This window comes from Quadrisphaera sp. GCM10027208 (assembly GCF_042658805.1).
Lineage (GTDB): Bacteria > Actinomycetota > Actinomycetes > Actinomycetales > SCSIO-59966 > SCSIO-59966.
This window is the reverse complement of sequence record NZ_JBHSRC010000001.1, coordinates 188,931-209,215: the sequence shown is the minus strand read 5'-3', so window position 1 is coordinate 209,215 and position 20,285 is coordinate 188,931. Positions and strand designations below refer to the sequence as shown.

At 73.2% G+C, this 20,285-nt stretch carries 26 protein-coding genes and 1 pseudogene; 26 read left to right on the top strand and 1 reads right to left on the bottom strand.

Translation table 11 applies throughout. The features are described from left to right. Position 1: 1 nt before the first annotated feature. From fliE to csrA, 22 genes are all read left to right on the top strand, one after another. Complete coding sequence (fliE, locus tag ACFP6A_RS01115; protein ID WP_379600918.1) at positions 2–325, top strand: flagellar hook-basal body complex protein FliE; 324 nt, start codon at positions 2–4, stop codon at positions 323–325. Beyond that, a complete protein-coding gene (gene fliF / locus ACFP6A_RS01110) occupies positions 325–1,929 on the top strand; it encodes a flagellar basal-body MS-ring/collar protein FliF (RefSeq protein WP_379600916.1) in 1,605 nt (534 codons plus the stop codon). The genes fliE and fliF overlap by 1 nt, the downstream gene beginning before the upstream one ends. A 3-nt stretch (positions 1,930–1,932) precedes the next feature. Further along, entirely contained in the window at positions 1,933–2,976 is a 1,044-nt protein-coding gene (gene fliG / locus ACFP6A_RS01105) for a flagellar motor switch protein FliG (RefSeq protein ID WP_379600915.1), read from the top strand. Further along, positions 2,960–3,679: a FliH/SctL family protein gene (locus tag ACFP6A_RS01100; protein ID WP_379600914.1), complete on the top strand. Its 720-nt coding sequence runs from the start codon at positions 2,960–2,962 to the stop codon at positions 3,677–3,679. Before fliG ends, ACFP6A_RS01100 begins: the two co-directional genes overlap by 17 nt. Further along, a complete protein-coding gene (locus ACFP6A_RS01095; protein WP_379600913.1) occupies positions 3,676–5,004 on the top strand; it encodes a FliI/YscN family ATPase in 1,329 nt (442 codons plus the stop codon). Before ACFP6A_RS01100 ends, ACFP6A_RS01095 begins: the two co-directional genes overlap by 4 nt. Next, a complete protein-coding gene (locus tag ACFP6A_RS01090; protein ID WP_379600912.1) occupies positions 5,001–5,456 on the top strand; it encodes a hypothetical protein in 456 nt (151 codons plus the stop codon). The genes ACFP6A_RS01095 and ACFP6A_RS01090 overlap by 4 nt, the downstream gene beginning before the upstream one ends. After that, a complete protein-coding gene (locus ACFP6A_RS01085; protein ID WP_379600911.1) occupies positions 5,453–6,538 on the top strand; it encodes a transglycosylase SLT domain-containing protein in 1,086 nt (361 codons plus the stop codon). The genes ACFP6A_RS01090 and ACFP6A_RS01085 overlap by 4 nt, the downstream gene beginning before the upstream one ends. Positions 6,539–6,615: 77 nt before the next feature. Further along, a complete protein-coding gene (locus ACFP6A_RS01080; protein ID WP_379600910.1) occupies positions 6,616–7,776 on the top strand; it encodes a flagellar hook-length control protein FliK in 1,161 nt (386 codons plus the stop codon). 21 nt (positions 7,777–7,797) lie between these two features. Beyond that, entirely contained in the window at positions 7,798–8,247 is a 450-nt protein-coding gene (locus ACFP6A_RS01075; RefSeq protein WP_379600909.1) for a flagellar hook assembly protein FlgD, read from the top strand. 23 nt (positions 8,248–8,270) lie between these two features. Beyond that, on the top strand, positions 8,271–9,077 hold the full coding sequence (flgF, locus tag ACFP6A_RS01070; protein ID WP_379600908.1) for a flagellar basal-body rod protein FlgF: 807 nt from the start codon (positions 8,271–8,273) through the stop codon (positions 9,075–9,077). A 149-nt stretch (positions 9,078–9,226) separates the two neighbouring features. After that, positions 9,227–9,490, top strand: coding sequence for a flagellar FlbD family protein (locus tag ACFP6A_RS01065; protein WP_379600907.1), 264 nt, complete (start codon positions 9,227–9,229; stop codon positions 9,488–9,490). Between the two features lie 2 nt (positions 9,491–9,492). Beyond that, positions 9,493–10,284: a flagellar motor protein gene (locus ACFP6A_RS01060; RefSeq protein ID WP_379600906.1), complete on the top strand. Its 792-nt coding sequence runs from the start codon at positions 9,493–9,495 to the stop codon at positions 10,282–10,284. After that, positions 10,281–11,174: a flagellar motor protein MotB gene (locus tag ACFP6A_RS01055; protein WP_379600905.1), complete on the top strand. Its 894-nt coding sequence runs from the start codon at positions 10,281–10,283 to the stop codon at positions 11,172–11,174. The genes ACFP6A_RS01060 and ACFP6A_RS01055 overlap by 4 nt, the downstream gene beginning before the upstream one ends. A gap of 45 nt (positions 11,175–11,219) precedes the next feature. Continuing rightward, positions 11,220–11,690: a flagellar basal body-associated protein FliL gene (gene fliL, locus ACFP6A_RS01050; protein ID WP_379600904.1), complete on the top strand. Its 471-nt coding sequence runs from the start codon at positions 11,220–11,222 to the stop codon at positions 11,688–11,690. 61 nt (positions 11,691–11,751) lie between these two features. Beyond that, positions 11,752–12,831: a flagellar motor switch protein FliM gene (locus tag ACFP6A_RS01045; RefSeq protein ID WP_379600903.1), complete on the top strand. Its 1,080-nt coding sequence runs from the start codon at positions 11,752–11,754 to the stop codon at positions 12,829–12,831. After that, positions 12,828–13,676: a flagellar motor switch protein FliN gene (gene fliN / locus ACFP6A_RS01040; protein ID WP_379600902.1), complete on the top strand. Its 849-nt coding sequence runs from the start codon at positions 12,828–12,830 to the stop codon at positions 13,674–13,676. The genes ACFP6A_RS01045 and fliN overlap by 4 nt, the downstream gene beginning before the upstream one ends. A 9-nt stretch (positions 13,677–13,685) precedes the next feature. Further along, on the top strand, positions 13,686–14,072 hold the full coding sequence (gene fliO, locus ACFP6A_RS01035) for a flagellar biosynthetic protein FliO (protein ID WP_379600901.1): 387 nt from the start codon (positions 13,686–13,688) through the stop codon (positions 14,070–14,072). After that, positions 14,069–14,842, top strand: a complete 774-nt coding sequence (fliP, locus tag ACFP6A_RS01030) for a flagellar type III secretion system pore protein FliP (RefSeq protein ID WP_379600900.1) — start codon at positions 14,069–14,071, stop codon at positions 14,840–14,842. Before fliO ends, fliP begins: the two co-directional genes overlap by 4 nt. Before the next feature lie 24 nt (positions 14,843–14,866). After that, on the top strand, positions 14,867–15,139 hold the full coding sequence (locus tag ACFP6A_RS01025) for a flagellar biosynthetic protein FliQ (protein ID WP_379600899.1): 273 nt from the start codon (positions 14,867–14,869) through the stop codon (positions 15,137–15,139). Continuing rightward, positions 15,139–15,936 carry a flagellar biosynthetic protein FliR gene (gene fliR / locus ACFP6A_RS01020; RefSeq protein ID WP_379600897.1) on the top strand — a complete coding sequence of 266 codons (798 nt, stop codon included), beginning with the start codon at positions 15,139–15,141 and terminating at the stop codon, positions 15,934–15,936. The genes ACFP6A_RS01025 and fliR overlap by 1 nt, the downstream gene beginning before the upstream one ends. Beyond that, positions 15,933–17,033 carry a flagellar biosynthesis protein FlhB gene (locus ACFP6A_RS01015; RefSeq protein WP_379600895.1) on the top strand — a complete coding sequence of 367 codons (1,101 nt, stop codon included), beginning with the start codon at positions 15,933–15,935 and terminating at the stop codon, positions 17,031–17,033. The genes fliR and ACFP6A_RS01015 overlap by 4 nt, the downstream gene beginning before the upstream one ends. A 10-nt stretch (positions 17,034–17,043) precedes the next feature. Then, entirely contained in the window at positions 17,044–17,277 is a 234-nt protein-coding gene (csrA, locus tag ACFP6A_RS01010) for a carbon storage regulator CsrA (RefSeq protein WP_379600893.1), read from the top strand. Between the two features lie 5 nt (positions 17,278–17,282). Here the strand turns inward: csrA and ACFP6A_RS01005 are convergent, their stop codons facing one another. Then, complete coding sequence (locus tag ACFP6A_RS01005; protein ID WP_379600891.1) at positions 17,283–18,485, bottom strand: LCP family protein; 1,203 nt, start codon at positions 18,483–18,485, stop codon at positions 17,283–17,285. A 37-nt stretch (positions 18,486–18,522) separates the two neighbouring features. Between ACFP6A_RS01005 and ACFP6A_RS01000 the strand changes: the two genes are divergently transcribed. From ACFP6A_RS01000 to ACFP6A_RS00985, 4 genes and pseudogenes are all read left to right on the top strand, one after another. Further along, positions 18,523–18,804 carry an NADH-quinone oxidoreductase subunit A gene (locus tag ACFP6A_RS01000; protein WP_379600889.1) on the top strand — a complete coding sequence of 94 codons (282 nt, stop codon included), beginning with the start codon at positions 18,523–18,525 and terminating at the stop codon, positions 18,802–18,804. Further along, a complete protein-coding gene (locus tag ACFP6A_RS00995) occupies positions 18,774–19,307 on the top strand; it encodes an NADH-quinone oxidoreductase subunit B (RefSeq protein WP_379600887.1) in 534 nt (177 codons plus the stop codon). Before ACFP6A_RS01000 ends, ACFP6A_RS00995 begins: the two co-directional genes overlap by 31 nt. Then, a complete protein-coding gene (locus ACFP6A_RS00990; protein WP_379600886.1) occupies positions 19,304–19,945 on the top strand; it encodes an NADH-quinone oxidoreductase subunit C in 642 nt (213 codons plus the stop codon). Before ACFP6A_RS00995 ends, ACFP6A_RS00990 begins: the two co-directional genes overlap by 4 nt. Further along, positions 19,942–20,250: pseudogene (locus tag ACFP6A_RS00985) on the top strand (hypothetical protein); the annotation flags it as partial. The gene ACFP6A_RS00990 and the pseudogene ACFP6A_RS00985, both read left to right, overlap by 4 nt. Positions 20,251–20,285: the final 35 nt, after the last annotated feature.

The following is a 20,285-nucleotide window of genomic DNA, read 5'->3' as shown; positions in this document are numbered from 1 at the left end:
CGTGTCGATTCCACCTGTCGGCGGCCTGACCACCCCGCCCGTCCTGCCGACCCTGCCCGGGGCCGACGCCCCGGCGGCCGCACCCGCCACGGGTCAGGAGCTGGCCGCCGACTTCGGCGCGATGCTCTCGGGCCAGATCTCGGCGCTGCAGGACCTGCACACCACCTCCGACCAGCTGGCCAGGGCCGCTGCCACCGGAGACCTGACCGACGTGCACGACTACACGATCGCGAGCACCCAGGCCGCGGTGGCCACCGAGCTGACCGTCGCCGTCCGCAACCGCGCGGTGGAGGCGTTCACCGAGATCATGCGGATGCAGATCTGATGCCGGGGCAGCTGTCTGCGACTGCCCGCCGGTTCCGTGAGATGTTCGCGGACTTCACGACCGGCCAGAAGGCCGTCACCGTGGTCGCCGTTCTCGCGGTGCTCCTCGGCGGCGTCCTGTTCGCCACCTGGGCGGCCAAGCCGACGATGGTGCCGCTCTACTCGGGGATGGAGTCCGCCGACGCCGCCGCCGTCGTCGAGGAGCTCAGTGCCGCCGGCACGCCGTACGAGCTGGCGGACGGCGGTCGCACCGTGCTCGTCCCCCAGGCCGACGTGCAGCAGCTTCGGCTCGACATGAGCGCGGCCGGGCTGCCGCAGCAGGCGCCGACCGGGTACGCCCTGCTCGACGAGCAGGGCGTCACGACCAGCGAGTTCCGTCAGCGCGTCGACTTCCAGCGCGCGCTGGAAGGTGAGCTCGCGGCGACGATCTCCACCATCGACTCCGTGCAGGCCGCCTCGGTGCACCTGGTGATGCCCGAGGAGCCCCTGTTCCAGGACGACGTCCGGCAGGCCACCGCCTCGGTGCTCCTCACCCCCGCGCCGGGCCAGACCCTCGACTCCGGTCAGGTCCGCGCCATCGTCCACCTGGTCTCCTCCAGCGTCGAAGGCCTCGACCCCACCGCCGTCACCGTCGCCGACAGCGCCGGGAACGTCCTCAACGAGCCCGGGCAGGACGGCGCGGCGGCCGCTGCGCAGGACGCGCGGTCCGAGCAGACCCGCGCCTTCGAGCAGCAGCTCGCCGACTCCGCGCAGGACATGCTGGACAAGGTGCTCGGCCCCGGCGGTTCCGTCGTGCGCGTCAACGCGGTTCTCGACTACGACGAGCGCACCACGGTCACGGAGTCGTTCGAGACCGACCCGGAGGCGCCGGCCGTCAGCGAGAGCACCTCCGTGGAGAACTACACCGGCACCGGCGTCCCCGTCGGTGGGGTGCTCGGACCAGAGAACGTGGAGCTGCCCGAGGGTGGCGGCGACAGCGAGTACGGCAAGGAGCAGACCGAGCGAACGTACGCGGTGGGCAAGACCACCGAGGAGGTCACGGCCGCCCCCGGCACGGTGGAGCGCCTGTCGGTGGCCGTCGTGCTCGACCAGGCCGCCGCCGCCACCGTCCAGACGGCCGAGGTGCAGGAGCTCGTCGCGGCGGCGGTCGGGCTCGACGCCGGTCGCGGTGACGTCATCACCATCGACGAGATGGCCTTCGACACCAGCGCGGCGGACGCCGCGCAGGAGGCCGCCGCCGCTGCCGCCGCTGCCGCTGAGCGCGAGCAGATGATGTCGATGATCCGCACCGGGGTGATCCTGGTCGTCGTCGGCGCTCTGGTCGCGGTCGCACTGCGCTCGCTGCGCCGCCGGGAGCGCACACCGGTACCGATCCCCCTGTACCCGTTACGGATCGAGGAGCAGCAGCGTGCCGAGCAGCTCACCGGGGCCGACGAGCGCGGCGCCCTGACCGCGGCCGACCAGCCGGCCCAGGTCCCGCGGCAGCTCCAGCCCGAGGAGGCCCGGCGCCTCGCCGTCCAGACCGAGATCAACGATCTCGTCGAGCGGCAGCCCGACGAGGTGGCCCAGCTGCTGCGCGGCTGGCTCGCGGACCGGAGGGGCTGACCGGTGGCCGTCACCACGTCCGACGTCGTCGTCGACCCGGCGGCGCAGGAGCTCAGCGGAGTACAGAAGGCCGCCGTGCTCATCCTCCACCTCGGCACGGAGCACTCGGCCAAGGTGCTGCGGTCCATGCGGGACAGCGAGGTCGAGCTGGTGATGGCTGAGATCGCCCGCCTCGGCTCGGTGAGCAGCGACACCGTCGACTCGGTCCTCACCGAGTTCCAGGAGCTGGCCCAGGCGCGCCGCTACTACAGCCGCGGGGGCATCGAGTTCGCCCGCGAGGTGCTCCAGGAGAGCCTCGGTGCGGAGCGCGCCGGGCAGATCCTCGAGCGCCTGCAGAGCTCGCTCGTCGAGATGCCGTTCCAGTTCCTCCGCCGTGCCGACCCCCAGCAGGTGCTGTCGTTCCTCCAGGACGAGCACCCACAGACGATCACGCTCGTGCTCGCGCACATGCCGGCGGGCCCCGCCGCAGCCGTGCTCTCCGCGCTGCCGGAGGACCTGCAGGCGGACGTCGCCCACCGGCTCGCGCTGATGGACCGCACCTCACCGGAGGTGGTCCGGCAGGTCGAGACCGTGCTGGAACGCAAGCTCTCGTCCGTGCTGCAGTCCGCGGACTACGCCCAGCCGGGTGGCCTGCAACCGCTGGTCGACATCATCAACCACTCCGACCGCGGCACCGAGCGGCTCATCCTGGACGGCCTCGAGCGGCGCGACCCCGCCCTCGCCGAGGAGGTCCGCAGCCACATGTTCGTCTTCGAGGACATCGTCAACCTCGACGACCGGTCCGTGCAGGTCGTGCTCCGCCAGGTCGACACCAAGGACCTCGCGACCGCGCTCAAGGGCGTGCGCGCCGACGTCCGGGACAAGGTCATGAGAAACCTCTCGCAGCGGGCCGCCACCAACCTCACGGAGGAGATCGAGCTGCTCGGCCCGGTCCGGCTGCGCGCCGTCGAGGAGGCCCAGGGCCAGATCGTGCAGGCGATCCGGGCGCTCGAGGAGGCCGGCCAGATCACCGTGAGCCGTGGGGAGCGCGATGAGTTCGTCGTCTGAGGTGCTGCTGACCAGTACGCCGCTGCGCGGCGAACGGGCCCGCGAGTGCCGGCCGGCCCGCTTCGACGTCGACCTGCGCACCAGTCCCTACGCCGGACGCCGGGCCGACCCCCGGCTGAACGACCCGGTGCTCGCCGAGGTCGTCGACCGGGCGGCCCGGCAGGCCGCCGAGGAGGGACGCGCCGCCGGGTACGCCGCCGGCTACGAGGAGGGCCGCCGGGTCGCCGCCGCGGAGGCCGCCGCTGCGGCCGACGAGGCGGAGCGTCGCAGACAGGCGGTCGAGGCCGGGCGACGCGCGTCGGCGGCCCGCGCGGTCGCCGCTCTGGAGGAGGCCGCCCGGGACCTGCTGGCGCGGGAGGCCGTCGCTCTCGTCGAGGTCCAGGACGCGCTGGCCCGCGTGGCCGTCGACCTCGCCGAGATGCTCCTGGGCGCTGAGCTCGCCCTGGCCAGCTCACCCGGCACGGAGGCCGTCGCGCGCGCCCTGGCGCTGCTGCCCGGCACGGCCGAGGTCGTCGTCCGGATGAACCCGGCGGACGTCGCGGCCCTGGGTGACCTCTCCCTGCTGGCACCCGAGCGCGCCGTCCAGATCCTCCCCGACGACACGGTCGCGGTCGGCGACTGCCTCGCGGACTCCGCCGGCCGGCACGTCGACGCGCGCCTCGGCCCCGCGCTCGAGCGGGTCCGGGAGGTGCTCGGCGGATGAGCGTCGCCGCACTGCTCGCCGACCGGGTCGCCGCGGCTGCCGGTGCCGCCCGGCCGCGCGTGACCGGCCGGGTCCGCCAGCTGCTCGGCAGCACCGTCGAGGTGGAGGGCGTCGAGGCCGCGATCGGCGACGCCGTGCACATCGAGCGCGGCGACCACGACCTGGTGCCCGCCGAGGTCGTCGCCGTCCGCGCCGACACCCTCGTCTGCCAGCCCCTCGGCGACCTCACCGGGGTTCGGGCCGGCGCCCCCGTGGAGGCCGACTCCGCCCCGCTGACCGTCCCGGTGGGCCCTGCCCTGCTCGGCCGGGTGCTCGACGGCCTCGGCCGGCCGCTGGACGGCGCGCTGCCGCCCGACCTCGAACGCGTCACCGTGCACGGCGTCCCGCCGCACCCGCTGCGACGCCAGCGGGTGACCACCCCCCTGCCGCTCGGGGTCCGGGCCCTCGACACCCTGGTGCCCTTCGGGCGCGGACAGCGCACCGGCATCTTCGCCGGTTCCGGGGTGGGCAAGTCGACCCTGTTGTCGATGATCGCCCGGGGGAGTGCCGCCGACGTCGTCGTGCTCGCCCTGGTCGGCGAGCGTGGCCGGGAGGTGCGCGAGTTCATCGAGGACGACCTCGGCCCCGACGGCCTGGCCCGCTCCGTCGTCGTCGTGGCGACCGCGGAGGAGCCGCCACTCGTCCGGATGCGCGCGGCCCTCACCGCCACCCGGATCGCGGAGTGGTTCCGGGACGCCGGTCGCGACGTCCTGCTGATGATGGACAGCCTGACCCGGGTGGCGATGGCCGCCCGCGAGATCGGCCTGGCCGCCGGCGAGCCGCCGACCACCCGCGGCTACCCGCCGTCCGTGTTCACCCTGCTGCCCAGGCTGCTCGAGCGTGCCGGTGCCGGCGAGACCGGCAGCATCAGCGCCCTGTACACCGTCCTCGTCGAAGGCGACGACCTCAACGACCCGATCGGCGACGCCGCCCGGTCGCTGCTCGACGGGCACGTCGTGCTGTCCCGCCGACTGGCGACGTCCGGGCACTACCCGAGCATCGACGTGCTGGAGTCGGTCAGCCGCTTGGACCGGGTGCTCACCACGCCGGAGCAGCGGGCCGCGGCGACCGAGCTGCGCGGACTGCTCGCCGCCGAGCGCGACGCCCGCGACCTCGTCGAGATCGGCGCCTACGCGGCCGGCAGCAACCCGACCGTCGACCGCGCCCTGCAGCTCAAGTCCGCAGCGAACGCCTTCCTGCAGCAGGCCACCGACGAGACGGTGCCGGTTGACCAGAGCTGGGCGGCGCTGCGGGCGCTGCTCGCCCGTCCTGGGGACGGCTCGTGAGCGGCCGGCTCGACGGCGTCCTGCGAGTGCGCCGGATCCAGCGTGACACCGCCCGGGCCGCCGCCCTGGCCGCCTCCGCCGGCGTCCAGCAGGCCCGGGCAGCCGCGCGGGACGCTGCCGCCCGGCTCGCCGACGGGGACCCACGCGCAGACCTCAGCGCCGGTGAGCTGGTCGCCGTGCACGACCTCGGCCTGCGCCGCGCCCTCGCCGTCACCGAGGCCAGCGCGACCCTGCGTGGCGCCGAGGAGGATCTCGCCGCCCGCCGCGCCGACGTGCTGGACGCCGACCGCCGGGTGTCGGCGGTCGAGCGGTGGGACGAGCGGCGCCGCGCCGCGGCCGCGGTCGAGCTGCTGAAGGCGGAGCAGCGCGCGAACGACGAACGAGCAGGGGCCCGGCACCAGCAGCGGTCCACCGCCCCCGCTCCAGCACCGTCCCCCAGGAGGCCTCGGTGACCGGGCTCGCCACCATCCACGGCCGGATCGCCGAGATCCAGGGCCGCTTCGCCGCCATGGTTCCCGCGGTGCCGCAGGCCCGGTCCGGGGACGCGTCCCCGGCCGCGCCGCCGGTCGGGCAGCCCGACTTCAGGGCCGCCTTCCAGTCCGCGCTCGCAGCCACCGGGGGCGCTCCGCCCGGGCCGCAGTTCCGGCCGTGGAGCCCCTCGACGGCAGGGGCGACCGCCGGGTTGACGTCGTCGCCGTCGTGGCCGGGGTCCTCGGCGCAGCCGTGGGGCGTCACCGGCGACGACGTGGTGGCCGCCGCCCGCAAGTACCTCGGTGTGCCGTACCTGTGGGGCGGCACCGATCCGGCCCAGGGTCTGGACTGCTCCGGTCTCGTCGAGCGAACCTACGCCGACCTGGGTGTCGACCTCCCCCGGGTGAGCCGGGACCAGGCAAGAGCCGGCACGGCAGTGCCCAGTCTCGCGCAGGCCCGTGCCGGTGACCTGGTGGCATTCAACGACCCGGTCGACCACATCGGCATCTACCTCGGCAACGGACAGATGATCGTCGCGCCGTCCAGCGGCGACGTCGTCAAGGTCCAGGACGTCTACGAGACCCCGACCGCGATCCGCCGGGTCCTGCCGGACGGTCCTGGCCAACCGGTGCCCGCGACCGGCGGCCTGCCGGCCCCCGTCTGGGCGGGCGGTGTCCTGCCGGCGGGGACGCCGTACGCGGACCTGTTCGTCTCCGCGGGCCGCCAGCACGGTGTCGACCCGGCGCTGCTGGCAGCCGTCGCCAAGGCCGAGTCCGCGTTCAACCCGCGAGCGGTGAGCCACGCCGGCGCCCAGGGGCTGATGCAGCTCATGCCCGGCACCGCCAAGGAGCTGGGTGTGGCCGACCCGTTCGACCCGGCCCAGGCCGTCGACGGCGCTGCACGGCTCCTCGCGCAGCACCTCGGCACCTTCGGCTCGGTGGACCTGGCGCTGGCGGCCTACAACGCGGGCCCGGCAGCGGTTCGCCGGTACGGCGGGATTCCACCGTACGCGGAGACCCAGGCCTACGTCCGGAAGATCACCAACACTTTGGCGGCGCCATGAGCATCGGCACGGTCATCAACGCCACGGCACCCCGCAGCGGTGCGGGCACGAGGCAACCACCCGGTGCGGACGATCCCGTGACCGCCACGGCGTTCGCGGGTGTGCTGGCCGCACTGACCGCTCCCGAGCCTCAGGCCGCTGAGCAGGGTGTCACCGGTCCGGGGGCGCCCCTCGAGGGGCAGGAGGGCGGGGAGCCGGCACCCGGGTCGCTGCCGGCCGCCGTCGCCGTCGCCGTCGTAGAGGTAGGGGTAGAGGCAGAGGTAGACGTAGACGTAGACGCGGACGCGGACGTAGCCGCGGACGCGGACGCTGGATCGGACCCGCTTGACCTCGCTGTCCCGGCCACGCCGCCGTCAGCCGTGCCCGTCACCGTCGCACCGTCGGCCGACGCGTCGCAGGCGGAGGCGGAGGCGCCCGCGGTCGGTCCACCGCAGGCCGGTGGACCGGGGACGAGCCCCGCTGGGACGCCGACGGCCGCCGCGGGGTCCGGCGACACGGCGGCGGGCGACGTGGAGGGCAGTGAGCATGCCGCGCAGGTCCGGTCGGAGTCCTCACGGTCCGGCGTCCGACCGGCCGGGGAGGTGCACAGTGCGCCCGCGCCGACTGCGGCCCCAGCGGGCCACGGCGCCGAGGCCTCGGCGCCGACCACGTCGCAGTCGGAGGCGGAGCGGGACGCCGAGCCGGCCGCCCCGGGCCAGTCGTCCGCACCGACCACCGCAGCTCCTGCCACGACCCGACACGCCGTCACGGCGCGAGCAGTGCCGACCCCGCTGCCGGTGCCGCCGGCGGACCTGGGCCTGCACGTCGCCGCCCTGAAAGGTGCTGACGGCGACCACGTCCTGCGCATGTCGCTGCACCCGGTCGAGCTCGGCGCGGTGCGTGTCGACGTCCGGGTGGACGGCGACCAGGTCACCGTCTCCGTCCTGGCCGCCAGCGATGCCGCGGTCGAGGCCGTCCGGCTGGCTATGCCCGAGCTGCGCGCCCAGCTGGAGACCGCGGGGCTGCTGGTCACGGACCTCGAGGTCGGCCCCGACCACGGCGAGGACGAGGAGACCGCAGGCCAGCACGCTGCCTCCGGCGAGGCCACGGACGGGCGCCCGGACGAGCCCGACGCGGACCCGGCGGTCCCCGGCGTCCCGGGCACCGACGGGTCCGTGACGACAGCGCCCACCGAGCACCGTCTCGCCGAACGCGGCTCTGACGGCCACCCGCGGCGATCCATCGACGTCCGGCTGTGAGACCGGAGGACAGGAGATCAGATGATTGAGAGCAGCACCGCAGTCCCGGCGGCGCTCGCCGTCACGGCGGCCTCGTCCGCACCGGCAGCCCCCGCCGCCAAGCCGGACGACCTGGGCCAGGACGCATTCCTCCAGCTGCTGGTGGCCCAGCTGAGGTACCAGGACCCGCTGAACCCCGCGAGCAGCACCGAGTTCCTCGCCCAGACCGCCCAGTTCACGATGGTCGAGACGCTCGAGGAGATGGCGTCCACGAACGCCGAGCTGCTGTCGGCGAACCGGATGCTCGGCGCCAGCTCGCTGGTGGGCCGTGAGGTCACCTACCACGACGACGCCGTCGGCGAGGTCAGCGGCACCGTCAGCGGTGCCCGGTTCGACGCCGCCGGCGCCGTCCTCACCATCGGCGACGTCCAGGTGCCGATGGCCCGCGTCACCGCTATCGGCGCTGCCACCGGCACGCCGCCCCAGGTCTGAGAAACCCTGACAGGAGAAGAGAGATGCTGCGTTCCATGTACTCCGGAGTCTCCGGGCTCCGCGGCCACCAGACGATGATGGACGTCGTCGGCAACAACATCGCCAACGTCAACACCACCGGCTTCAAGTCGAGCTCCACGGTGTTCCAGGACGTGCTGAGCCAGACGGTTCAGGGTGCGGGTGCACCCGGCGCCGAGCTGGGCGGCACGAACCCGGCCCAGGTCGGCCTCGGCAGCCGGGTCGGCGCGATCACCCAGAACTTCGGGCAGGGCGCCGTCCAGGTGACCAACCGCGCCGAGGACCTGGCCATCGAGGGTGACGGCTTCTTCGTCGTCCAGCTGGGCGCCGAGACCCTGTACACGCGGGCCGGCAACCTCAGCTTCGACCAGACCGGCACCCTGGTGACGCCCGGCGGTGGCCGCGTCCTCGGCGTCGACGGCGCTCCGGTCGTGCGGCCGGAGACCAACGGCGCCGGCGAGGGGCTGCTCTCCTACACGATCTCGCCCGACGGCACCCTCGTCGGCGTGTTCGCCAGCGGCAACGAGGACCTGGCCCAGATCGCCCTGGTGACGTTCAACAACCCCGGTGGTCTGGAGAAGACCGGCAACTCCCTGTACCGGGCCACGGTGAACTCCGGCGCCCCCGAGCTCGGTGCGCCCGGTGAGGACGGGTACGGCACCTTGGCCAGCGGGATGCTCGAGATGAGCAACGTCGACCTGGCCCAGGAGTTCACCAACCTCATCGTCGCCCAGCGCGGCTTCCAGGCGAACTCGCGGACGATCACCACCTCGGACGAGATGCTCCAGGAGCTGGTGAACCTCAAGCGGTAGCCGGGGGACGGGCCGGCGGGTCGCTGTGACCCGGCAACTCCTCAGATTCACGACGTCCGCGTCGATGGGGAAGAGGAGAAGCGGTGGGGCGACCCGCCGGCGGCGGTCACGGACGACCGCCGACACGCCGTCCAGGGAGTGGAGTCGCCGTGATCCTCGTGTCGAGGTTGAACGGGGCGCGGTTCGCGCTGAACCCGGACCTGATCGAACGCGCCGAAGCGACCCCGGACACCGTCCTGACCCTGTCCGACGGGACCAAGCTCGTGATCGCCGAGTCGGTCCCGCAGCTCGTGGACCTGGTCCGCGACTTCCGGGCGTCGGTGCTGGCCCGGGCTCATCTGCTGGAGACGACCGGTGAGACGGCCGTGCCGTCGCCGTCGCTACGGCTGCTGCCCGTCACGGACGAGGACTGACGATGGACCCGGCAACCATCATCGGCATCTCCGCCGCCTTCGGCGCAGTGCTGCTCTCGGTGTTCCTCGAGGGCAGCAGTCCGATGAGCATCATCCTGCTGCCACCGATGATCCTCGTGTTCGGCGGAACCCTCGGCGTGGGCCTGGCCGGCGGTTTGACCCGGGACTTCGTCGGCTCCCTCAAGTCGCTCAAGCGAGCGTTCACGGCGAAGGCGCCCCGCCCGGAGCAGCCGGTCGCGCTGATGGTGGAGCTCGCCGAGCACGCGCGTCGCAACGGCCTGCTCGCCCTCGAGGAACGGGCCCAGCGGGTCGACGACCCGTTCCTGCGCCGCGGCCTGGAGCTCCTCGTCGACGGCACCGAGCCCGACGAGCTGCACGACATCCTCGACATCGAGGTCGCGGCGGTCCGCAACGCAGGCAAGACCGACGCGAAGCTGTACGCCGACATGGGTGGCTACGCACCGACCATCGGCATCGTCGGCACCGTGATCGGACTCGTCCACGTCCTGGAGAACCTCAGCGAGCCGGAGAAGCTCGGCCACCTCATCGCCGGAGCCTTCGTCGCCACGTTGTGGGGTGTGATGAGCGCCAACCTCATCTGGCTGCCGATCGCCAGCCGGCTCAGGCGGCTGACCGAGCTCGAGGTTCGGCAGATGGAGCTGACCGTCGCGGGAATCATGGCGATCCAGTCCGGAAGCAACCCTCGGCTCGTCGAGCGCCGCCTGCGGTCCTTCCTGCCGCCCGGCACCGTCAAGGAGGAGCAGGACCGCGCCCCGGCCGAGGAGGCGGCGTGAGCGCGCGCCGCCGCCAGGGGCCGGCCCACGAGGAGGAGGAGCACGGCAACCACGAGCGGTGGATGGTCACCTACGCCGACATGGTGACGCTGCTCATGGTGCTGTTCATCGTGCTGTTCTCGATGAGCCAGGTCGACCAGCGCAAGTACGAGCAGCTCAAAGCCGGTTTCGCCGAGCAGTTCGGCACCGGGCCCAGCCTGATGGACGGCGGTTCCGGCCTGCTGACCACAGGCGCGTCCGTCGGCGACGCGCCGCTGCAGCCCGGCGTCGACGAGTACAGCCCGGAGAACCTGCAGGAGACCGTGCGGCAGGCGCTCGCCGCCCCAGCCGTGCGGCCCGGCGACGTCGAGGAGACCGACCCGGGCACCGCGGACGGCGCCGACACGTCCGCGGACGGCGCCAGCGTCGAGCTGGCCTCCCTGGAGAAGGTCCGCCAGCAGATCCAGCAGGCACTGGACGCCCGAGGAATGGGCGACGCCGTCAGCTTCCGGTACGACGAGCGGGGACTCGTGGTCACCATCGTCACCGACGAGGTGCTCTTCATGCCGGGGGAGGCCGACCTGCAGAGTCACGGTCGGGAGGTGCTGGACGCCATCGGCCCCGCCCTCGCCCCGTTGCCGAACGCCGTCACCGTCGACGGGCACACCGACAACGTGCCGATCTCCACGGCGCCGTTCCCGTCCAACTGGGAGCTGTCCACCGCTCGCGCCACCACGGTGCTGCGGTACCTCCTCGACCGGCACGGGCTCGACCCGGCCCGTGCCTCCGCCAGCGGCTACGCCGACCAACGGCCGCTCGCGCCCAACGACAGCCCGTCGAACCGACAGGTCAACCGCCGGGTGGAGGTCGTCGTCCTCGCTCTTGCTCCGCTGGCCCTTGGCGAGCCCTGACCCCCGAGCCCTGACGCCCAGCCCGCGCCGTCCCAGGAGACCCACATGAGCACACCTACCGCCACCGCCCCCGACGAGGAGACGGGCGCCGTCACCACACCGAACCGCCGCCGCCGCCTCGTCGTCGTCGGCGGGGTCGTCCTCGTCGTCGTCCTCGCCGCCGCCTGGTGGTTCCTGCTGCGGCCCTCCGACGAGGTCCACGCCGAGGAGGCACCGCAGCCCGGTGCCGTCACCACCCTGGAGCCGATCACGCTGAACCTCGCCGACGGACGGCTGCTCAAGGTGGGGCTGGCCCTGCAGCTGCCCCTCAGCGAGGGCGGTGACGAAGCAGAGGCGGAGGTCAACGGCGCGGTAGCCCTCGACCAGGCGATCACGTACTTCTCCGGCAAGACCTACGACGAGCTCATCGGCACCGACGGCCGGCAGGCCGCGAAGGCGGAGCTGTCGGCTCAGGTCGCCGAGCGGTACCACGGCGAGGTCCTCGAGGTGTACTTCACCCAGTTCCTCATGCAGTAGCGGCAAAAGGGGGACGAGGCAGACCTCAAGTCGGGGGGCCCCTGGTGCCGAAGAAGCCATCGTGCCCACGTCGGAGAACACCGCGAAGGAGCCGGGGACCGGGTTACCTCGCAGTGAGATGCCACTGGCCGAGATCGAGGGCCTGATCGCACAGGTGGAGGGGACCGCCGACGGTGACCGTCTCGAGCAGGAGCGAGGGGCGGAGCGCGAGCCGGCCTCTGCAGCCTCGCGCCGCTCCGGCGGTCTCCAGGCCTTCGACTTCCGTCGCCCGCGGACCCTGAGCCGTGACCAGGTTCGCGCCTTGCACATCGTGGGGGAGACGTTCGCCCGTCAGTTCACCACGGTGCTGTCGATCTCCCTACGGTCGGTCAGCCACGTCGGTCTCGGGCAGATCGAGCACATGGCGTACGAGGAGTACGTCCGGTCCTCACCCAACCCCACCCTGCTCACCCTCGTCGATCTCGAGCCGCTGCCGGGCACCGCACTGCTCCAGCTGCCGTCGGAGGTCACGATGGCGATCGTCGACCGGATGCTGGGCGGCACCGGCGACGGCAAGCAGCCCCAACGGGCACTGACCGACATCGAGGTCCCCCTCGTGCGCGAGGTGCTGGACCGGGTGGTGCACGAGATCGGCTACGCCTTCGAGTCCCTCAGCCACGTGCGTCCCAAGGTCACCCAGCTGGAGTCCAACCCGCACTTCGCCCAGGTGGCCGCGCCCACCGACATGATGGTCGTGCTCTCCCTGCAGATCCGGATCGGCGCGGTCGCCGGCCGCGCCAGCCTCGCCCTGCCGCACGCAGCCGTCCAGCCGGCGCTGGAGAACGTCACGAGCCAGTCGCTGTTCTCCGACCGCAGCGGCGTCGACCCGCAGCAGGCGGCGGCCGCCCTGGCCGAGCAGATGCGCTCGGCGCTGGTGGATGTCGCCGTCCGCTTCGACCCGGTCGTGCTCACCTCCGCCCAGATCGTCGACCTGCAGGTCGGGGACGTCGTCCCGCTTCGGCACCCGGTCTCCGCACCGCTCTCGGTCACCGCCGAGGGCACCCACGTCGCCTACGCAGTCTCCGGCGGCAAGGGCCGCCGCCTCGCCGCCATGATCGTCGACTCCGGGGCCCAGCCCGGCGCCGGGAAGGACAACCGATGACCGACACCCCGACCACGTCCGAGAGCATCCGCGACGCCGTCGTCGCCTGCGCCACGGCGGTGGCCCGCGGCCTGTCAGCGGCCGGCGACCTGGCGGTCGACAACCCGCTGAGCGCGGCGCTGCCGGACGAGCGGTTCCACCCCGGACCGGACGCCCGTGCCGTCGTCGCCACCCTCGAGGGCGGCCTGCGGGGGAGCCTCGTGCTGCTCCTGGCCGCCGACCTCGCCGACGGCCTGGAGAACGGGCCGGTGGGCCGACAGGACCTGGCAGGGGCGCTCGAGCCGCTGCTCGCCGACGTCCGGGACGCCCTGGAGCTGCTCGCCGGCCGCGGCGTACAGCTGCAGGCCGTCCGCGAGGTCGACCTGGCGATCGCCCTCAGCGACCGGGCGGCCGGTGCCAACTTCGCTGCCGCCGGGCTCGTCGCCGACGGTGCGCCGGTCGCCACCGTCGCCCTGCTGCTGACCGGCGTCGAGGCCGGGGAGCAGACGGACGACGGACCGGTCCCCGCCCAGCGCGCCGAGTCGGCGACCGGCGGCAGCACCGGGTCGTTCCAGCCGTTCGTCGCCTCCCGGCGCCCTCCCGCCCGGGACCGCTCGCTGGACCTGCTGCACGACGTCCCGATGGGTGTCACCGCCGAGCTCGGCCGGACCCGGATGACGGTGCGCGACCTGCTCGCCCTGACCCCCGGGTCCGTCGTCGAGCTGGACCGTGCTGCGGGCAGCCCGGTCGACGTCCTCGTCAACGGCACCCTCATCGCCCGCGGCGAGGTCGTGGTGATCGACGAGGAGTTCGGCATCCGAATCGTGGAGATCGTCGGGGCGTCCGGCGACTCCGCCCGTCGCTGAGGGGCGGTAGTGGACGACGTCTCGTCCGTGGGAACGGTGCTGCGTGCCGTCCTGTCCTTCGCGGCCGTGCTGGGGCTGCTGCTCGTCGCGGCCCGGTTGCTGCGCCGGTTCTCGGGCGGGCCCGCCGCCCGCCCCGGCTCCCAGCGCGCGGTGCAGGTGCTGGACCGCTACGGCGTCGGCCGTAACGCCTCCGTCGTGGTGGTGCGCGTGGCCGACGTCCCGCTCGTCCTCGGGGTCACCGACACCCAGGTGAACCTGCTGGCCGAGCTGGACGCTGAGCGGCTCGCCGCGTACCTCGCGACGCCGGACGACCCGGGCCCCGGTGGCCCGAGGGCACAGCTGGACGTGCGCAGTGCGGTGCAGTCGCTGCGCGACCGGACCGTGCGACGCGGATGAGCGGCGTTCACCGCGCCGCCCTGGTGCTGCTGAGCCTCCTGGCCCTCGGTGCGGCCGTGCTGGTCGGCGCCGACCCCGCCGCCGCTGCCGTCGCCCCGGAGGAGCCGGCCGTCACGATCGAGCTGGACGGTGACCCGGACGCCGTCCCCAGCCAGGCCATCATCGTCATCCTCGGCCTCACCCTGCTCTCCCTGGCGCCGGCCCTGCTGGTTCTCATGACCAGCTTCACCAGGATCGCGATCGTGCTGTCGCTGACCCGCAACGCCCTCGGGCTGCAGGCGATCCCGCCGAACCCGGTGATCGTCGGGCTGGCGCTGTTCCTCAGTCTCTTCGTGATGTCACCGGTGCTGTCGGAGGTCTGGTCGGAGGGGCTGTCGCCGTTCCTCGACGGGCTCAAGGACCAGGAGACCGCCTACGCCGACGGCATCGCACCGCTACGGGACTTCATGCTCGCCCACGTCGGCCGCGACGAGCTCGCCCTGTTCATGGACGCCAGCGGGGCGGAGCGTCCGGACACCCCGCAGGACGTGTCGATGGCCACCCTCGTCCCGGCCTTCGTCATCTCCGAGCTGAAGACCGCCTTCATCATCGGCTTCATCATCTTCATCCCGTTCCTCGTCATCGACATCGTCGTCAGCTCCACGCTGATGTCGATGGGGATGATGATGCTGCCGCCGGTGCTGATCTCTCTCCCGTTCAAGATCCTGCTGTTCGTCCTGGTGGACGGCTGGTCGCTGATCGCCCAGTCGCTGCTGAACAGCTATGCCTGACCGCCAACCACCTCAGGGACCGCCATGACCGACACCGCTGTCATCGAGATCGCCATGCAGGCCGTCATCGTCGCCGGAAAGATCGCCGGACCGATCCTGCTGGTCACCCTCGCGCTGGGCCTGCTCGTCTCGCTGTTCCAGTCGGTCACCCAGGTGCAGGAGTTCACCCTCAGCTTCGTGCCGAAGGTGCTGGGCGTGGCCGCAGTGCTGCTCCTCGGCGGCAACTGGATGCTGCACGAGATGGTGAACTTCACCCAGGGGCTCTTCGACGCCATCCCTGGTCTGATCGACGGCTGATGGTCGTCGAGGCCTCGGCGGCGCTGCTGACGAGCTTTCTGCTCGCGCTGCTGCGGACGTCGGCGTGGCTGGTCCTCGTGCCACCGTTCAACGGCCGGACGATCCCGGTTCAGGTCAAGGTCGCCGTTGCGCTCGCCCTGGCGATCCCGGTGGCACCCCAGCTCGTCGACCAGGTGCCACCGCCGGAGGTGTCGGCTCTGATCGGCGCGACCCTGCTCCAGGTGCTGATGGGACTTGCGCTCGGCTTCGTCACCCTCCTGGTCTTCAGCGCCGTGCAGGCCGCCGGCGAGCTCATCGACATGCAGGTCGGGTTCAGCCTGGGCGCGATGGTCGACCCGTTGTCGGGGGTCAACCAGGCCGTGTTCGGCCGCCTCTACCAGCTGCTGGCCCTGACGCTGCTGTTCGTCATCGACGGGCACCTGCTGCTCGTGCGGGGGCTGCTCGCGTCCTTCGAGATCACTCCGTCGTGGCCGGGGGACTGGGGGCTGCTCGCCGAGCGGCTCGTGCACGACCTCGGCGCCTTCTTCGTGGCCGCCGTCCAGATCGCCCTGCCGCTGATCGCCGCGCTCTTTCTCGCCGAGGTGGTGCTCGGCCTGCTGAGCCGGGCCGCCCCGCGGATGGAGGTCTTCATCCTCGGCTTCCCGCTCAAGATCGCGCTGGCGCTGGTGCTCGTCGGTCTCACGATCCCGTTGCTGCCGGGCGCCGTGGACGCGGTGACGAACGACGCGGCACGCGAGCACGGCCGGCTGATCGGCGTGTTCGACGGGGGTCAGCCGACGGACGGGAGCGCGCCGTGAGCGACAAGTCCGACAAGACCGAGAAGGCCACGCCGAAGAAGCTCAAGGACGCGCGCAGGAAGGGTCAGGTCGTACAGACCCCGGAGCTCGCGGCGTGGCTGAGCATCCTCGCGGTCACGCTGCTGCTGGAGCACACCGCCTCGTCCGTCGTCGGCAGCTTCCGGCAGACGGTCCGCGGGGTGGCCGACCTGGTGAGCGCCCCGGACATCGACGTCGCGCTGGGGCTGTTCGGCACCGCGATGCGTGACGGCCTGCTCGCCATCGCGCTCCTCGTCGGGGTGCTGGCTGTGATCGGCACCGTCGCCAGCCTCGCCCAGGTCGGCGTCGCGTTCACGCCGGCGGCGCTCAAGCCCCAGAAGAGCCGGGTGAGCCCGGTGCAAGGGATCAAGAGGCTCTTCGGCGCCAAGGGGCTCTGGGAGGCCGGGAAGTCGGTGCTCAAGCTCGCCGTCCTGGCCGCGGTGGGCTACCAGACGCTCGCCTCGGTCCTGCCCCGCCTGGTCGACATCGACGGGCTGAGCATCCAGGGGGGTGTGGCCCTCGCCGCAGACGCCACGGTGACGCTCATGCGCAACACCGCGATCGCCGGCCTCCTGCTGGCCGCCGTCGACTACGCCGTGCAGAAGCGGAACTTCGCCAAGGACATGCGGATGAGCATGCGGGACGTCAAGCAGGAGATGAAGCAGTCGGAGGGTGACCCGCACGTCCGAGGCGCGATCCGTCAGCGCCAGCTGCAGATGTCCCGCAACCGCATGATGGCCGACGTCGCCGGGGCGGACGTGGTCGTGGTGAACCCGACGCACGTCGCCGTGGCGCTGAAGTACCACCCGGAACGGGGAGCGCCACGTGTGGTGGCCAAGGGGTCCGGCGAGATCGCGGCCGCCATCCGCCGTCGCGCCCAGGAGCACCGGGTGCCGATAGTCCGCGACGTCCCGCTGGCGCGCTCACTGGCCGCCGGCTGCGAGGTGGGGGACGAGGTGCCACCGCAGCTGTACACCGCGGTGGCTCGCGTTCTCGCGTTCATCTACTCGCTGCGCCGCCGCGGGGCCTCCCCGGTCGGCACCCACGAGCTCACTGCCTACGGGGCCGGGGCGCGCTAGGGTCGGGCGTGTGCTCGTACTGACCCGCCGGCTCCACGAGAGCATCGTGATCGGGGCCGACGTCGTCGTCACGGTCCTGGAGGTGCGTGGCGACCAGGTCCGGCTAGGAGTGCGAGCGCCTCGTGACGTCACCGTCCACCGGGAGGAAGTGCACGCCGAGGTGGAGGCGGCCAACCAGGAGGCGGCGTCCTCCGCCTCCCGGCTGGAGCGGCTTGCCGAGTCGCTGCGACCGCCCAGTACCTGAGCGCGTCACGGCGTCAGGGCCCCGTCGGCCAGGTCGGCGAGGACGCCGCGTGCCTCCGGCTCCGGGACGACGATGCTCGTGCCGGCGGCCGTCGTCCCCGGCCGGGACGGGACGACGGTGTTGGGTACCCGCGCCGGGTCTGCCGTCAGCACGGCCCCGGCAAGGGTGAGCACCTGCTCGGCGGTGAGGTCGGTGACGAGGTGCGGGTCGGCGGCCTCGATGAGCCGGGGCACCGCCAGCGGTCCGGCGGACTGGACGGCCGCGCCCGCGGCGAGCAGCACGGTGCCGCCGTTGAGCTGGCGGTCGATGTCCCCGCGGGGCTGGGTCATCCGGGTCCGTGCGTAGGCCAGGGCGTCCTCGCCGTCCAGGAGGAGCTCACCGGCGGGCAGGTCCAGCTTGGCGAACCGGTCCACCAGGGCACGGTCGAGGGTGAGCTCGACCCCGCCCAGCGCGTCGATGACGGCGACGAAGCCCTCGAAGCCGGTGACCACCTGCCCCTCGAGGTCCAGGCCGGTGAACGACTCCAGCGCTTGCAGCTGCGCGTCCGGGCCGCCACGCGCCAGCTCACTGTTGATCTTGCCCTCACCGCCGGTCGTCAACGGCACCCACGTGTCGCGGGGGATGCCGAGCACCCCACCGGCTCCGGTCCCGTCCACCCCCACGACGTGCAGGCTGTCGGCGCGGGCCCGCGCCGGGTCCTGGCCGGGGCGGGCGTCGGAGCCGACGACGGCGAGAAGCCGGGGGACCGGGCCGACGGAGGGCTCCGGGACGCCGAGGGAGGGCCACCAGCCGCCGACGACCCGCCAGCCGTCCCCGCCGTCCACGGCGAGCGTGACGTCCTGGCGGTCGCTCGGCCCGGCGACGACCACGGCCACCCGTTCCTGCCGCCACGTCCCCGTGGCCCCCTCGGCGCGCACCTCGTCGTCCGCCGGGGCGCGGTCGGCCAGTGCCTCGGCGGCGGTGGCGGACGCCGGCACCTGGGCGCCGGTGTAGAGGTCGGTGAGGACGGCGGTCAGGTCCTCCGGGACGCCGGTGACCGTCACCGCCGAGTCCGCGGACGGCGCTGTTGACGTCACTGCTGACGTCGCCGCGGGCGGTGACGTGGCGCCGGAGGGGACGGGGGCGGACCCGTCGCTGGAGCACGCGCCGACCGCGAGCGCCACGGCGAGCAGGACGGCGCCGGACCGGGCGCCGGCGGGAGCGAGCATCCCCCGAGAGTACGGCCGGCCGCACTACAGTCCTGGTGTGGTTGGTGAGGCGTCCGGAGCCGAGCCCTACGTCGTCGTGGGCGCGGTGCTCGCCGCCGGAGTGCTGTTCGTCGTGGCCGGGATGGGCGCGAACCGGCTGCTGCGTCCCAGCGTGCCGACGCCGGCGAAGTCGACGACGTACGAGTGCGGCGTCGACCCGGTCGGCACCGGCTGGGCGCACACCCGGGTCCGCTACTACCTCTACGCGTACCTGTTCCTCGGCGTGCTGGCGGTCGGGCTGCTGCACGCGTGGCGGCGGGGGGTGCTGCGGTGGCAGTAGACCTGCCCACTCCCGGCGTCGGGCCGCTGCAGCGGGTGACCGGGGACCCGGTGCGCGTCGTGCTGAACTGGGGACGCCGGTACAGCCTGTGGGTGTTCAACTTCGGACTCGCCTGCTGCGCCATCGAGTTCATCGCCGCGTCGATGGCCCGGCACGACTTCATCCGGCTCGGCGTGATGCCGTTCGCGCCCGGCCCACGCCAGGCCGACCTCATGGTCGTCTCCGGCACGGTGACCGACAAGATGGCCCCCGCCATCAAGCGGCTGTACGAGCAGATGCCCGAGCCCAAGTACGTCATCTCGTTCGGGGCGTGCTCGAACTCCGGCGGACCGTACTGGGACTCGTACTGCGTGACGAAGGGCGTCGACCAGATCGTCCCGGTCGACGTCTACGTACCCGGGTGCCCGCCGCGGCCCGAGGCGCTCCTGCAGGGCATCGTCGCCCTGCAGGACAAGATCGCCGCCGAGCACCTCGGCGAGCGGTACACCGGTGGCACGCCGTGAGCGACGTCCGCAACGCGCTCGCCGAGGTCGTCGGGGGACCGGTCGAGCAGGAGGACGCGACCGGCACCCCGTGCTACGTCGTCCCCCGCCAGGCGTGGGGTGCCGCCTTGCGGCACGCCCGGGACGCACTGGGCCACGACCTGTTCGACTGGCTGTCCGCGGTGGACGAGCCGGACGCCGACCCGCCGGCGGTCGACGTCGTCGTCCACCTCGTCGCCAGCGGCACGACCGGAGGTGGTGGGCTGCGGCGGATGCTGCTGCGGACCCGGCTGCCCGCCGACGACCTCGTGCTGGAGTCGGTGACCGGGCTGTGGGCCGGCGCGGCATGGCACGAGCGGGAGACGTTCGAGATGTTCGGGGTGGAGTTCACCGGGTTCACCGACCCCTCCGGACTGGGTCTGCGCCCGCTGCTGCTGCCCGACGGGTTCGAGGGCACGCCACTGCGCAAGTCGTTCCAGCTCGCCGCGCGGGCGGCCCGGCCGTGGCCGGGTGCCAAGGAGCCCGGTGAGGGCGGGCAGGGGCACGCCGCCCCCAGCCGCCGCACGCTGCTGCCGCCGGGCGTGCCCGACCCGTCCTGGGGTCCCCGCCGGGAGGACGCCAGGCAGCCGGACGGCGACCCCGTGGACCCGACGCCGTGATCGGGCAGATCGCGCTGCGGACGGTGTCCGTGCTCGCCGCCTTCCTCGTCCTGCCGCGGGTGGCCGGCCAGCTCGAGCACAAGGTGATGGCGCACATGCGGCGCCGGCTCGGCCCGATGTACGCCGGCGGGTTCCACGAGCTGCCGCTGGTGCTCGCCGCGACGAGCGTGGCGATGGCCGCCGGCACCCTGCGGCTCAGCGGGATCGTCGAGGCGTGGAGCCCGTGGTGGCTGCTGTGGCAGGCGCCGGCCGCGGTGGTCTTCGCCGTCGCCGTCGCCGTCGCCGCCGTCGCCGAGCTGCAGCGCCTCGCGTGGGGAGTGCTCGTGCCCGTCGCGCTCGG